The sequence below is a fragment of the Inconstantimicrobium porci genome, from assembly GCF_009696465.1.
Lineage (GTDB): Bacteria > Bacillota > Clostridia > Clostridiales > Clostridiaceae > Inconstantimicrobium > Inconstantimicrobium porci.
In genome coordinates, this window is the sequence record NZ_VULX01000026.1 from 26944 (window position 1) to 40158 (window position 13215).

Here is a 13215-nt window from a genome sequence, read left to right on the forward strand (position 1 = left end):
TTTTATGATTTATATTTATTATACTTCTTGTGGTTTTGGAAGTTCTTTAAGCTTCAAAGTCTTACATTCATCGTCTTTGTAATAATAATTTTCTCCAAGGAACTTATCTGCTCTTTCTACCGCTTCATCCCCATATTCAAACATAATCATTCCACAAATTGCAGTTCTGAACCATACATCACAAAAAGTTTTATCAAGATATAAAGGCTTTGTATCCTTATCGCCGCCAGATACCTCTATCTCAAAGTCATGAGTTAATAAGTAATTAAAATGTACTACCATTGACTTCATGATTTCATTAGCCCAATCTGTGTGATCTTCTGCCATATTAGAAAAATAGTAGCTCCATGCATAAAGCAGATTATTTTGTACTGTAAGTGCTGCTATTCTATCATTAAGCCTATCTTTAAGATAACTGTATAGAAATTTAGCAACCCTCTGCTCATTTTCCTTAAACTTCTTTTCATATAATCCCATATCATATTGCATAAGCATTTCGATTGGCTGTTCCATTATTATTCCCCCCATAAATTCATGATTTTACTCATTTACAAAAAGTATATCACACTTTAACTCATGTTTACACTTTTACTTCTTTTTTGCTTGCCTTCTTTCCCTAAAAAAATCTTTAAGGATTTGAAAGCATCTGTCATCCTGTTCCCAATGCACATCTAGAAATTTATTAAGATTATCATCATACATAAGATTTATTGCACTGCCACAGGCACCACTTTTAAATTCATTCGCACCTATATAAATCTTAGAAATTCTACTCTGTAAAATAGCCCCGGCACACATTGGACATGGCTCTAAAGTAACATACATGATGCAGTCGTTAAGACGCCAGTTGTTAAGATTTCTCGATGCATCCTCTATTGCCATAATTTCTGCATGTGCCACTACAGAATTAAGGATTTCTTTTTTATTGAAACCCCTGCCTATTATTTTGTTATCTTTAACGATGACTGCACCTACAGGTACTTCTCCCATATCAAAAGCTTTCTGTGCTTCCATGAGAGCTTCATCCATAAAGTTCATACTGTCTCCTTCTTAGATAAACATTCTTACTTTCTTAATCCTGTTCTTATCTACTTCTTCAACTATAAATTTAATATTGTTATAAGTTACTTCTTCTTTTTCCTCAGGGAATCTTCCAAGCTCCCCTATTATAAGTCCTCCTATAGAATCAAATTCATCTGATTCTAAATCAAGTCCGATTATATCTTTTATATCATGAAGTCTCGTACTTCCTTCAAGCATATACTCTTTTTCGTTAATGCACTGGATTTCCTTTTCTTCCTGATCATATTCGTCTTCGATTTCTCCTACTACTTCCTCTACAAGGTCCTCAATAGTTGCAATCCCAACAGTACCACCATATTCATCAAGCACTATTGAAATGTGATTTCTTGACTTCTTCATCTCAGCGAAAAGTTCCATAACCTTTTTAAATTCAAAAGTATAGAATGGATCTCTCATAAATTTCTTTATGTCAAAGTTCTTCTTGTCCTCGTCACTGATAAATAGTAAATCCTTTATATTCAATACGCCCACGATATCGTCAATTGTTTCATTATATACAGGTATTCTTGAAAACTGTTCCTGTTTTATTACATCAAGTATCTCATCGTAAGTAACATCAACGTTTACTGCAACAATGTCAACTCTCTGAATCATTACATCCTTAACTTGAAGATCACCAAATTCAAAAACGTTAAATATCATTTCCTTTTCTTCTTCTTCAAGTACACCTTCCTCTTCACTGACACCAACCATTGTTTTAAGTTCTTCCTGAGTTATAAATGACTCATTTACATCAGGCTCTGCACCAAGAAGCTTTATGAAAACCTGAGATATCTGTGTAAATACAAATACAAGCGGAGTAAGAACTTTTACTACGATGTTGATTATCTTTATTATTCTCAGAGATATCTGTTCTGACTTCTGTTTAGCTATAGTCTTTGGTGTAATTTCACCAAATATAAGCACAAGAACTGTCATTACACCAGTTGCAAGAGCAACTCCAGAATCACCAAATAACTTCATTGCTAGTGATGAAGCAAGTGCAGATGCACCTATGTTCACGATGTTGTTTCCTATTAATATACTACCCAATAGCTTATTGGGGTCATTAGTTAACTTCTCCAGCAGCTTTGCTCCTTTTATATTTTCATCTACTAGATGTCTTATCCTTATTTTGTTTAAAGACATCAATGCAGTTTCTGCTGCTGAAAAGAAAGATGATAGTGCAATAAGTATAACAAGAATAACTAACTGCCACGTAAAGCTTGAATCCAAAAATACCACTCCTTAAATTTCATTCTGCATAACTATAATAATATGCAACAACCTTATTTTATATTTTTATTTCTTCCTAAATTCTTACCTATATATAGTTTCTTATCAACTGACTTTACAGCCCTTGCAAAATCAGAAATATCAACAAAGGTGTCAATTCCAGCTGTAATTGTAATTTTTACATCAAGGTTTCTAGCTTTAAAACTCTCTCCCCTTATAACATTCGAAACTTTTTCTGCAAACATAAAAGTCTCATCTATATTTTTATCAGGAAGGATAAGTAAAAACTCTTCTCCACCCCATCTTCCAAGTATATAATTTTCCTCTTTTATCTCTGCTATTCTTGATACTACTTCTTTTAAAATGTTGTCACCAGCATCGTGACCAAAACTATCATTTACACTTTTAAAATAATCAATATCAAGCAATATTATACCATTTTCTTTTTGATTCTTTAATTCTGAAATTTCAGCCTTGATTCCCCTTCTATTATAAATGCCTGTTAAGTAGTCTTTCTGTGAAAGTCTGTTTACTTCCTGATAAGCTTCTACCAGCTTGGCATTTACTGTAGCAAGTTCTTCATTTTTAATCTTGTAAATTTCGTTATCCTTTTCAACTTTTAAAAGGTCATACTCCTTTTTCATGTTGGAAATAGTCTTTATATATTCCTTATTCTTTATCTCAATCATCAGCTCTGCATAGAACATATAGTACTCAAGCGCCTTTTCATAATCACCATTTTTTCTATAAATCTTTGAAAAAAGCTGATAAGTATCAGCAATCCTTATCCTGTCGCTGGCATCCTTAAAATCTGATATTGCCTCATTGGCATATTTTAAAGCAATATCAAAATCTCTCATATTATAATATGAAAGTGCCATTGTAGCTTCAGTGTACCCGCTAAGTCCCTTATCCGTGCTATTCTTTTCAAACTTTAATGCAGTCTGAAGATATTTTATAGCTGTTTCAGGCATTCCTAATTTACAGTAAGCTTCTCCTAAATTTGAATTAATCATTGCTTTTTCAAAAACATGATCAGTTTCCTCTAAGTATCTCAATCCTTTTCTATAAGCATTAATTGCTTCCGTAAGCTTGTCTTTATTATTTTCTGTGCTGTCGCTATATACAGCTCCAAGTGCATTATATGACTTACCCAGGATATATTTATCATTAAGTTCATCTGCTATTCCTCTTAGCTTAAAAGCAGTTTCTTTTGCAGAATCGTAATCTTCTATCATACAGTATATAGACGTGATTTTATATAACATATGAAAAATAGATTTCTTATCGTTAATCTTCTCAGCTATATTGACACATTCCTTATATGATTTCATTGCTTCAATATAATTTGCCATCTTGTAATAGCTGTCTCCCCTATAAGACTCAACCTGATACAAATCTTCACTTGAAATAAATTTTCCTTTGCTGCGTATTTCATCAAAATATCTTATTGCTTTATAATATTCAGACTTTTTATACGCTTCGATCCCCTGTCGCAATACGTCCACTCTATCACCCCAGTAATTGCAAAAATTATTATCCCTATAAATACGTAATGTTTTATATTATTATACAACATTTCATGTAATTTGTATTTTTAATTATTTATTTTTACAAAATAAATATATAATATGGAACAATTATTATTTTCTGTTAATTATATTATGTAATTATAATTTTATCGTTTTTGTAAATTATTATTTACAAAGCGCATTTCAGAGCAATAAAAAAACTGCTCAGCCATTAAGACCAAGCAGCTTGCTTTGCTTACTTTACATCACTCAAACTAACAAATACAATTTATTCATTATAAACATTTAATTCGTACGTATTCATAATTATTAATATCAAATTTAATATATATTGAGTTTTAGGGATATGCTAAGTTATATATTTTTCCATGGTAAGATATTATTTATCTCGTACTCATTAGATATAATAATGCAAGCAAAGCTGTACATATTTTTAATAAATATTTAGAGGAAATAGGTGTCTGGGCAAAAAATATTAAATTATTTTTTATCCATACTCTTATAATAACCCCTTTTTTTGAAAAAGCAAATACTTTTTTACCTATTTTTTATGTAATATAATAGATGTCTATATTGAGCTTAATAATAAAAAAGAGATAAAACATTACTTAGATAAGGCAATGAACTTCCTACAATCCTTATCAGATAAATTAGATAGTTTGAACTTCTCAATAAAGACAACAGACCAGAATATCATACCCTTATATATAAATACATAAATATGTATTCTATGCAAAACAAAAAGGATGATCTTGATAGCTTAGTAAGTTTCGCACTTAGTTTAAACAGAGAAGAATTCAACGACTAATTTTTAATATAATTTTTGCAAACTCATCTTTGCTGAGACATTAATTTTAAGTTCGAGGTTATTAACTGCAAAAAGAAAGACCTGGTTTTTGACCAGGTCTTTCTTTTTTGTTTGGTACTCCCAGTAGGAATGCTTGTCTACATTCTTGTATGTTTGTACATATTAAATAAGTTTCTATAAATGCTTATATACAGCCATTTATATCAATAATCCTTGTACTTATATATTGTTCTATATATTTATATGTTTTTATATATTGTCGGTATTATGTCGGTTAATAGAATATCTACACATTTATATAACTATTTATTTTATATTTAAAAATTAATACTACCATCCTATAAATAATATAATAAAAGAAACCCAGTTATTTTGAGTCACCTTTATTATATCTACTTTAAGTAATTTTTAACCTGCTAGACTAAGTAGTGATGTCAAAATATTTTTTACTTTCTCTGACCGAAAAATTAATTTTAATATTTCTTTAAAGCTTTCCACGTTTTCAATTACTATGCAATCATTTGGTATTTGTATGTCAGGATGATTCTTTTTGTAAGTATCCCCAGTAAAACAACCTTGTTTAAAAATTATATCACATTCAATTTCCTCAAATATACTCTTGGGCAATTTAATCAATAAAGGATATATTTCTATATTATGATGTATTGATAATAATTTGTATGAATAATCTGGTAAATAATCACTTCTTAAATTAAATTCAAAATTAAACTGTTTTTTATAACCTAAGTACTCAATTTTTAGCTTATTATCTTCTATCGAACTAACACATCCATATATTTTTCGTTTAGTTTCTTTAGTCAGGAAGTCACCTTGTTGATCTAAAATACTTTTTGGTGTCTCAATTTTTTCAATATTAATATCTCCCCATAAATTTTCCATAAATATTACCTCCTAAATAATACGAAATAGTATAGGCAAATGATCACTTATTGTCTTATCCGGTATTTTATTTTTATTAATCAAATTTATGCTATCTACCTTAGTCAAAATATGTAATTCATTAAAATCAAAATTATTTATTAATTGTGGCCTAATAATCACTTGATCAAACATATGCCAAAAGTATGCTATCTGACTTGAATTTGAATAATAATAAGTACCTGGTGGCCAACTCTCATCCCCCAATAAATTCCACATAGGATTGTAGAACATTTTATATTCTTGCTTATCTATAACTCTTTTAAGTTTTTCAACAACATTTCGACTAGATAAAGCATGGGTGGCACTAGCTAATACTATTGGCTTTTCAAATGGATTCATATTAAAATCACCAACTATAATAGAATTACTTGTATTAAATTTGTTTTCTTCATTTTCTATAGCATTTCTTAAACTACTTAATTCTACAATTTTATCATAATCATCTTTGTACATATTACTAGATAAATGTACAAAAGCTATAATATGTTCTCCTAATGATTCATGTGGAATTAATTTCAATGTATAATGATCTGTTTCTTTTAAATGATTTATTTTGTTTGCATTATATTTTGTAAATATGCTTATTCTATTACATGCTATTTTAGGTACTTCATATAAATAAAAACTTTTTTCTGACAACATTTCAAGCAATTGTGTACCATCACCATCATATTCTGCCAATGCAACTATATCTATATTATTATTTATTATTATCTTACATAATATATTATTAATATTTTTATTTTTATGTACATTCCAAAATAAATAATTCATTATTTATTACTCCATCTATTACTTTCATACGTATTTACCCGTATGTGGATTATAGTCTTTTAATTGCCCCTATTATATATTTTATAATAATAAAATATCAAAATAACTACTCCTATAAAAAAATCCGATTATGCAACAAAGTTTCTTGCTTTATTTGATTCTCTGACTATAAAATATGCTTTATACAATAATCATAACCATTGCTCCAAGAATAATTGAAAATATTGTTAATATTAAGGCAACATTAAATAAAAAATACTTCTTATATGCAATTCCAGAAAGCGTAACTATTTGTATAATTAGTGTTTTTTCATATCTATATTTCTCAGACTCAAATTTATCATATTCTTCTTCATGATTAATAAATTTTCTTTTTTGAATGGCTTCATAATATTCATTTGGAGAATACTTTAAAATATCTTTATAGAATAACAAATTATCATTATCTGATTTATCATCTAAAGTTAACTTTAAAATGGATTCAATCGTTAATTTTGTAAATAATTTTGGAAGAAATGATACTAAGCTAATTAATATTGGTAAAGCTGTCATTACACTACAAATAACAATTAATGTTTTAGGACCTGTCTTACACTCAAAAAATTGTTTAATAAAAAATGATAACCAAACACCATCAAATGTTATAAGCGCCAAATTTTTTGCTTCAGCAAAATTCAACCAACTCGTAACATCCTTTAATATCTCTTTTAATTCACCTTTCAATATACCATCCCCTATATAAATCAATTATTTTTCTTAAATACTTTTTTTATGTTTTCTTTTAAATTTTCTACCACATCCTCTTCTGTTAATTGATCTACTTCATCCTCATTCATAAATCTACAGTCACAATATTTATTTTTATCAAATGAAATATTATTCGATTCTGTTTCTTTTATTTGAGCTTTAAATATAATACCTGGAACAACGATACCACTCTTCTTAAAAGTATATGTAGCTATAGGAATAGGATTTTCTTCAACCTGTATATCCAAGTTTAAATTATTCTTATACTCTTTTCTTAAACACGTAGCCCAACTTTCATTTGAATTAATTTTTGCACACCCGCATTCCCATTTATTAGGGAATAGATTGCGTTGAGGTGATCTCTTTAACATTAAAATTTTATTATCATCATTAATACACATTGCCACGCAATGTACTTCTGAATTAACAAAACTAGCCCTTCTTGGCTTGTCCATACTTTGTGAATTAGACTTATTATAGTCTAATTTTAATATATCATCTTCTATTAATCTTTTAATATCCACTTCAATATTTAAATCATTTAGTATTTTTTGCAAATAACTTATTCCATACTTTCCTTTTGCTTTTATTTTTTCATAGTTTATTACAGTATCATCTTTTAAGTAATCATCATAATTAAACAATTCATTTATATTATCCCATATATGTGTATAGAATATAATAGGATATAATCTATCTTCCCAAATTCCTTTTAATTTCTCATAAGATACAATTCTAAATAAACTATTTATATCTTTTTTATCTAGATCAGAAAAAGTATTATAATTTTCAGATAAATAATATAATATATATGCTAACGTTGCACTAACTGTGACCTTTCTTTTACTACAATACTTACCAATTCTAAACCCTTCATCTATATCGGGTCCTAAAAAGTCTATTTGATTTAAATGCTGCCCTAAAAGTACGTTTGAATCTTGATTAGATGTTAAAGCATTTCCATATATATAATTATATCTAGATTGTTTATCTTCTTCACATTTTGCAATCCATGCAGACCCTTTTATATCAATATTAGATTTTATTACTGTTTTCTCTTGTATTTTAAATGAATCCATATCACAAATTTCATTATAAAAATCATTCATTGTATAATACATAGCTTTAACATTATAAAAAAGCTCCTGCGGATATTCTATTTTCTTATAAAATAATATTTCATCACCAACTATTTTCCAAACATTAACTGGCAATACACAATCATGATTATATTTATTTTGCTCATTCTCAATTTGTGATTTAAATATCAATTTAATTTTTTCATAAAATATTAAAAGTAATTTACTCCATTTATCTTTAAATTTGGTTTTAAATCTAGTTGAATTTTCTAAATCAAAAGAAAAGAACATGTATATTCCATCATGCTCTTTTCTAATATTTTCTACTGATTGTTTATCTAATAATATGTCTGCATCAATTAGCCGTTTTCTAAGTGCCTTATTTGCTATACCCATATTCCTAAATTGACTCCTCTATAATATGCTGATTCTTTAGATACATTAAACTGCTGTGCAATTTTTTTCAAATCATATCTATCATCATTAAAATAACAGTTAGAAACCTTTATAAATTTATCTGTTGGCATAAGGAAAGCTGCGGCAAACGTATTTGCTTCAGTTTCTTCAATTCCTGTTGACATTTCTTCTCTATGATAAATTATTGACTTACGACAATTATTGGCCCATTTTTCTTCATTTAAAAAATCTAAATGAATAAATAAATGCCCTAATTCATGTGCTATTGAAAATCTTCTTCTTTGTTCTGACACAATTAAATCTGAAATTTGAATTTTAAACTTAGGTTTATCTTCCTCATCAGATAAATCAGTTAACTGCGCTATAACACCACTATTTAAAGTAGTCTCTTCCAAGGTACCGTCAAGTCCTATTACAACATTTTCAATATCAAAATCATTTTCTAAATTAAGCGTATTATTAATACGCTCAGCATATTCTTCTATAATCCTATTGTGCATAAATACCACCTCTTACAATACCTAATATAATTATAATACTCTTTGTAATTTTTATAAAGTAATTATTACTTTTAATATATAATATCTTTACTATTTACACTCTTTGCATTTTTATACTAATATAACATTGTATTATTAACACCCTAAAACTTGTAACTAATTTAAGCTTTATATGATAGAAATTTATATATTCTTACTACTATTATCAATTAAGTCTGTCATAATTAAGGTATTAACCATATTTAGAATATTTTTAAAATGGTCAAGTTGACCATTATAATATTTTACTTGTCTTTCTAATTCCTTTATATATGCATCTTTTTCAGAATCACTAGTTTGTATTCCCATGTATTCATATATAGACTGTGTATCTATTCGCCATTGCTTACCTAGCTTTGTTCCCTTAAGCTTTATTGTATCGTCTACTTTAGCCCTATTAAGTATCTCCCTTACATATGCAGCTGTAACTCCCATGATTTCTGCTGCTTCTGCTACTGTTGAATATGCTTTTCTATTCTCTTTATTCATCTTTTGTTATCTTCCTTTCATTTCTTTATATCTAGTTAATTATTGTTCTATAAAAGTTTATGCGTTTATTGTGTATATATTTTTAGTGCAAGAAACTCCCCTAGGTATTTTTTGAATTGATTTCATTATATAAATATGCTGTAATTCATTGAAATGACAATACCTAAGGGACATTTACCCATTCTTCCTTAAAAGCATGTGAATTTTGATTTAATTTCTGCTAATTTCATAAAATTATCTTTTGCAAACATATATTCATTCTCTAACACATTTAATCGTTGTATTGTCCTGCTAATATTTGACTTTGAAATAAGCTTACATATAGTATTTATTATCTGTTTCAAATCAGTAACTAAGGATAACTTTCCTGTCTTAACAATACATTTCTTTGCCATAGCTTTGTTAAAAAAGATCTTTGTCCACTTTCTGCTATCAATTTTTTTCTCTTGTTTAGCCATAATCAATAATTTCTTGTCTGAACCTTTTATATGCTCTTCTATAGGCCTTATAAGATCTTTCATTATTTGATTCGTTATCCACTTATGCATAGCATTATCATTTAACTGATAAATGTATTCTGAGCCTAAACAATCTTTAATTTTCTTAGGTTTGCACAGGTTATATTCTATCCTCATATACTGCTTATCTATATGTATCTTGTACTTATCCTTAAGCTGGCTTGTCTTATCATATATTTTAGCTTGAACTGATTTGTTAAAAAACTCAAATTGTTTCACTATTCTCTTTTTACCTACATATGAAGAATAGTTATATGTCTTAGGAACTAAGTGCACCATTTGTTGTAATAGAAATTCATACTCTACAAATTGCCTATCCATTTCTGCTGTTATATTTATTTCTATTTCTTCAAATTTAGCTTCAGTAAAATCTAAATAAAGCCCATATTGTTCTTTAATATATTCTTTTAACGTTTCTATAAGATTATGATATTCATGTACTGTCAATGGCTTTAGGTTACCATTTGATTCATCAGAAACATGTATTTCTATAAAACTGTATGGATTGGCAATGCCGTTATTAATTTTGTTTCCCATCACTAAGCTATTAAATATTTTTCCATCAGTTATCTTTAAATAACTATATTCAAAGTATTCATTAGATTCTACTCTTGATACCTCTACCACTGCAATATCATCTGTTTTATGAATAACATTATTATTGGAAATCAATTTGGCTTCATCAACTTTTACAATCCTAAAAGACTTTACTTTAGTTTTATCAATACCTATATATCTTTTCATATCTTTACTTTACAGTACTTTTTATTACAAATCTTAGTAATTGTAAACATTCATTGCATAATCCTTTTTCATGAATGTACATATTTTTATATCTTGTTAATGCATTGCAAATAATGTTTAACCTGTAATTAGTAAAATTATACTGCCTAACTCCTTCCATTTCATGCATGCTTAAATGATCTACTATATCCCAATAATCATTCTTTTGCTTAGCAGATAGCGATTGAGTCACCACACTATCTATCAAAACATTTATTATAGTATCTCTATTTTCCTTAGTTAATCTTAATTTGTTCATTGTATCACCCTCCATCATTTGATTACTTCTTAATGTATTCATATTTTCCATTAGATTTTTTTACTCCTTTCTTGTGTTCTAAAGTTATATTATGCAAACTATTTTTTTTACTACCCTAAGTATCAAAAATTTTTTTTACTTAGATTACTACCATGATTCATGTCATATGCACATAAAACTGTAAATTCCTTTGAATTGTCTTAAATATTCTTATTCTTTTATGATTTTTATTTTCCTTATAGTAGTCATTTTTTAATAACTCTCATAATTTAATGATATTCACAAGAATATTACGTTTCTTCGTTTCAAGTTATTTTAGGTATTCCTAGATTGAAAAACCCTATTAATAAAACAAAATTATTGAATTTTCCTGTGAACACTATATTACAAACTATCTTTTTAACACTTAATTTTTTCAGCCCCAGGTGTCTTAACTATACATGCCCTTCGGGCTAATATAAGTAATTTTATTTAAAAGGAGGATGTTAACAATGAACTTAAATTGCTATATAAGAGGACAACCCTCTTAGAAAAAACTTTTTACAGAAAAAACTATATAAATAAGGAGAGATAACATTATGGCAAGTTATAGAAAATTAAAAAACAATAAATGGGAAGTAACAATTGACTTAGGACGAGATCCTTTAACAGGTAAAAGGAAAAGAGCCTATAAATCAGGCTTTAAAACTAAAAAAGAAGCTGTTGCATATGCAAATTCTTTCAGTGTAGATGTAGCAAACGGATTGAATGTCATAGATAGCAAAGTTCTACTAAAGGATTTTATTAATACTTGGTACAATGATTATAAATCTAATACTTTATCAATGAATACAAAAGCATCTTACTCATCTAGGATTAATAAATTCATTATTCCTTATCTAGGACATATTCCTATTTCTAAAATAACTACAGCAAATGTACAGCAGTTTTACAATGATCTTATAAAGCAAGGCTCTAAGCCCAATAGTGCTAAGAAAATAATTGAAGTTCTAAGAGGCTGTTTTAAGTATGCTAAAAAACTTAATCTAGTAACATTTCTGCCTACAGACATAGAAACAGTTCCTCAAGAAGCAGAAAAAGTAGCTGTATGGGATGATAATCAGCTTAAATATTTCTTATCAGAAATTAAAGATACATGGCTTTATGTTCCTATAATGATAATAAGCTTAACTGGATTACGTGTAGGCGAACTTTGTGGGCTAAGATGGGATAATGTTGATTTTGAAAATGGTATTATACATGTGTGTGAACAAGTAACTAATGATAAAATGAATAAAACTCTTATTCATACAGATAAATTAAAGACTAAGACATCATATAGAGATATTTCTATTCCTAACAGTTTAATACATGTACTTAAGGAACATAAGCTTAGTCAGCCTTGTAATAATCATAAAGGCTTTGTTGTCTTAGACAGGCAAAATAAAATGTGTAACCCTAGAAATGTATCTATGAACTTTACCAATGCTGTGCAAAAGTACAAGCTTTCTGCAGATGACATTCATAGTTCAAAGAAAAAGTATTCTACTAATTACATGCAGTTGCCTCAAATCTCTATACATGACCTTCGTCATACTCATGCAACTATATTGTTGCTTAAAGGCGAAAACATTAAAGTTATCTCTGAAAGGTTAGGACATAACTCTGTAAAAATTACTCTTGATACTTATAGTCATGTTTTACCTTCAATGCAGTAAACGGTAAATAATGCGTACCTGTACAAAAAAATAAAGCTGCCAGCGATGGCAGCTTTTATCGGTTAGTTTTTCTACATTCTTGTGACAGTTTATCTGACCATGGTAGAAGATCATCTAAAAATTCTAGTTTTTTATCTTCCATATGTTTTGGTATTTCAGTAAGAAGATATTCAAAATAATTATATGGTTTTAAATTGTTTGCTTTCGCTGTTTCGGCAATACTATAGATGATTGCACTTGCTTTAGCTCCATCAATTGTATCTATGATGTGCCAGTTATGCTTACCGACGCAGAAGCTACGAATGCTTCCTTCAGCTGCATTATTATCCATTG

General features: G+C 28.1%; 14 protein-coding genes. 1 reads left to right on the forward strand and 13 read right to left on the reverse strand.

Annotated features, from left to right (window positions below; all coding sequences use genetic code 11):
• Positions 1-18: 18 nt before the first annotated feature.
• The 12 genes from FYJ33_RS13075 to FYJ33_RS13130 form a co-directional block, all read right to left on the reverse strand.
• On the reverse strand, positions 19-513 hold the full coding sequence (locus FYJ33_RS13075) for a hypothetical protein (RefSeq protein WP_154532159.1): 495 nt from the start codon (positions 511-513) through the stop codon (positions 19-21).
• Between the two features lie 75 nt (positions 514-588).
• Entirely contained in the window at positions 589-1038 is a 450-nt protein-coding gene (locus FYJ33_RS13080) for a nucleoside deaminase (RefSeq protein ID WP_154532160.1), read from the reverse strand.
• 12 nt (positions 1039-1050) lie between these two features.
• Positions 1051-2298, reverse strand: coding sequence for an HlyC/CorC family transporter (locus FYJ33_RS13085; protein WP_154532161.1), 1248 nt, complete (start codon positions 2296-2298; stop codon positions 1051-1053).
• 53 nt (positions 2299-2351) lie between these two features.
• Entirely contained in the window at positions 2352-3806 is a 1455-nt protein-coding gene (locus tag FYJ33_RS13090; RefSeq protein WP_154532162.1) for a tetratricopeptide repeat-containing diguanylate cyclase, read from the reverse strand.
• Positions 3807-5046: 1240 nt separating this feature from the next.
• Positions 5047-5538 (reverse strand): hypothetical protein, encoded by a 492-nt coding sequence (locus tag FYJ33_RS13095; RefSeq protein WP_154532163.1) that lies wholly within the window; start codon positions 5536-5538, stop codon positions 5047-5049.
• A gap of 12 nt (positions 5539-5550) precedes the next feature.
• A complete protein-coding gene (locus FYJ33_RS13100; protein ID WP_154532164.1) occupies positions 5551-6354 on the reverse strand; it encodes a hypothetical protein in 804 nt (267 codons plus the stop codon).
• A 180-nt stretch (positions 6355-6534) separates the two neighbouring features.
• Positions 6535-7077: a hypothetical protein gene (locus FYJ33_RS13105; RefSeq protein ID WP_154532165.1), complete on the reverse strand. Its 543-nt coding sequence runs from the start codon at positions 7075-7077 to the stop codon at positions 6535-6537.
• A 20-nt stretch (positions 7078-7097) separates the two neighbouring features.
• The gene (locus tag FYJ33_RS13110) at positions 7098-8576 is read right to left on the reverse strand and encodes an NUDIX hydrolase (RefSeq protein ID WP_154532166.1); all 1479 of its coding nucleotides are present in this window, start codon (positions 8574-8576) and stop codon (positions 7098-7100) included.
• Complete coding sequence (locus FYJ33_RS13115; protein ID WP_154532167.1) at positions 8567-9097, reverse strand: ImmA/IrrE family metallo-endopeptidase; 531 nt, start codon at positions 9095-9097, stop codon at positions 8567-8569. Before FYJ33_RS13115 ends, FYJ33_RS13110 begins: the two co-directional genes overlap by 10 nt.
• Positions 9098-9280: 183 nt before the next feature.
• A complete protein-coding gene (locus tag FYJ33_RS13120) occupies positions 9281-9625 on the reverse strand; it encodes a helix-turn-helix domain-containing protein (protein ID WP_154532168.1) in 345 nt (114 codons plus the stop codon).
• A gap of 188 nt (positions 9626-9813) precedes the next feature.
• Positions 9814-10887: a hypothetical protein gene (locus tag FYJ33_RS13125; RefSeq protein ID WP_154532169.1), complete on the reverse strand. Its 1074-nt coding sequence runs from the start codon at positions 10885-10887 to the stop codon at positions 9814-9816.
• A gap of 4 nt (positions 10888-10891) precedes the next feature.
• Positions 10892-11236: a hypothetical protein gene (locus tag FYJ33_RS13130; RefSeq protein WP_154532170.1), complete on the reverse strand. Its 345-nt coding sequence runs from the start codon at positions 11234-11236 to the stop codon at positions 10892-10894.
• Positions 11237-11763: 527 nt separating this feature from the next.
• Here FYJ33_RS13130 and FYJ33_RS13135 point away from each other — a divergent pair.
• Entirely contained in the window at positions 11764-12882 is a 1119-nt protein-coding gene (locus FYJ33_RS13135; protein WP_154532171.1) for a site-specific integrase, read from the forward strand.
• A gap of 55 nt (positions 12883-12937) precedes the next feature.
• On the opposite strand, the gene FYJ33_RS13140 is transcribed toward FYJ33_RS13135, so the two are convergent.
• A partial coding sequence (locus FYJ33_RS13140) for a transposase domain-containing protein (RefSeq protein WP_206046696.1) occupies positions 12938-13215 on the reverse strand: 278 nt, incomplete at its 5' end.

Excerpts from the sequence above, each read along its gene's own strand:
- FYJ33_RS13075 (WP_154532159.1), bottom strand. The coding sequence starts at position 513 with ATGGAACAGCCAATCGAAATGCTTATGCAATATGATATGGGATTATAT.
- FYJ33_RS13080 (WP_154532160.1), bottom strand. The coding sequence starts at position 1,038 with ATGAACTTTATGGATGAAGCTCTCATGGAAGCACAGAAAGCTTTTGAT.
- FYJ33_RS13095 (WP_154532163.1), bottom strand. The coding sequence starts at position 5,538 with ATGGAAAATTTATGGGGAGATATTAATATTGAAAAAATTGAGACACCA.
- FYJ33_RS13100 (WP_154532164.1), bottom strand. The coding sequence starts at position 6,354 with ATGAATTATTTATTTTGGAATGTACATAAAAATAAAAATATTAATAAT.
- FYJ33_RS13110 (WP_154532166.1), bottom strand. The coding sequence starts at position 8,576 with ATGGGTATAGCAAATAAGGCACTTAGAAAACGGCTAATTGATGCAGAC.
- FYJ33_RS13115 (WP_154532167.1), bottom strand. The coding sequence starts at position 9,097 with ATGCACAATAGGATTATAGAAGAATATGCTGAGCGTATTAATAATACG.
- FYJ33_RS13120 (WP_154532168.1), bottom strand. The coding sequence starts at position 9,625 with ATGAATAAAGAGAATAGAAAAGCATATTCAACAGTAGCAGAAGCAGCA.
- FYJ33_RS13125 (WP_154532169.1), bottom strand. The coding sequence starts at position 10,887 with ATGAAAAGATATATAGGTATTGATAAAACTAAAGTAAAGTCTTTTAGG.
- FYJ33_RS13130 (WP_154532170.1), bottom strand. The coding sequence starts at position 11,236 with ATGGAAAATATGAATACATTAAGAAGTAATCAAATGATGGAGGGTGAT.
- FYJ33_RS13135 (WP_154532171.1), top strand. The coding sequence starts at position 11,764 with ATGGCAAGTTATAGAAAATTAAAAAACAATAAATGGGAAGTAACAATT.